The organism is Streptomyces sp. BV286 (assembly GCF_019090165.1).
Lineage (GTDB): Bacteria > Actinomycetota > Actinomycetes > Streptomycetales > Streptomycetaceae > Streptomyces.
In genome coordinates this window covers 1-1148 of record NZ_JAHRIB010000124.1, presented here as the reverse complement: position 1 = coordinate 1148, position 1148 = coordinate 1, and the positions used below count along the sequence as shown (strand labels likewise).

At 71.5% G+C, this 1148-nt stretch carries 1 protein-coding gene; it reads left to right on the top strand.

What is annotated here, in order from left to right:
- Nucleotides 1–1148: condensation domain-containing protein (locus tag KUF83_RS16540; RefSeq protein WP_254643952.1), on the top strand; the 1148-nt coding region annotated here is incomplete at both ends.

Genomic DNA, 1148 nt, shown 5'->3' with positions numbered 1-1148 from the left:
CTCCGCGTTCGTCGTGCTGGACCGGCTGCCGCTGATGCCCAACGGCAAGCTCGACCACAAGGCCCTGCCCGAGCCGGAGTTCACCGGCGGCACCTACCGCGCACCCGCCACCGCACCGGAGCAGACCCTGGCCGGCATCTACGCCGAGGTCCTGGGTCTGGACCGGGTCGGTGTCGATGACGACTTCTTCGCGGTCGGCGGCGACTCCATCCGCTCCATCCAGGTCGTCTCCCGGGCCCGCGCCCAGGGCCTGGAGGTCACCCCCCGGCAGATCTTCGAGTGCCGGACCGTTGCCGCACTGGCCGAGGTCGCCTCGAGCGACACAGGAAAGGGCCCCGTCCTGGAGGAGTTCGAGGGCGGCGGCACCGGCTCCGTTCCGCTCCTGCCCATCGCCGCGTACATGCGCGAACTCGGCGGCGGCTACGACCGCTTCTCCATGTCGATGCTGGCCGAACTGCCCCTGGGAATCGAGGCTGATGCTCTGGCAGCGGTCCTGGATGCGGTGCTGGACCGTCACGACATCCTGCGCTCCCGGCTCTCCCTCAAGGACGGGGGTGCCATCGAGATCGCACCCAAGGGTGCGGCCGACGCCGCCGCGCTGATCCACCGGATCGCATGTGACGGCGTATGGGACGAGGACTGGCAGCAGCAGGCCGACGCCGAACTGGACGCCGCGACGGGCCGTCTGGACACGGCCGCCGGCGTGGTCGCCCAGTTCGTCTGGTTCGACCCCACGGATGCGGCCGTCCCGGGCCGCCTGCTGATCGTGCTGCACCACCTGGTGGTGGACGGCGTCTCCTGGCGCATCCTCCTGCCGGATCTCGCCGAGGCCTGGCAGCAGGTCCGCGAGGGACGGGTCCCGCAGCTTCCGGCGACCGGCACTTCTGTGCGCCGCTGGACGCACGCCCTGCTCGACGAGGCCCGCAGCCCCGCACGGACCGCAGAGATGGACCTGTGGCGCTCCGTCCTGGAAGGACCCGACCCTCTCCTGGGCACCCGGCCCCTCGACCCCACGATCGACACCCGCTCCGCTCTCGAACACCTGCAGATGCGACTGCCCGTCGCGGTGACGGAGGCGCTGCTGACGCGGGTTCCGGCCGCGTTCCACGGCGGAGTCAACGACGGCCTGCTGGCCGCGCTGGCCATGG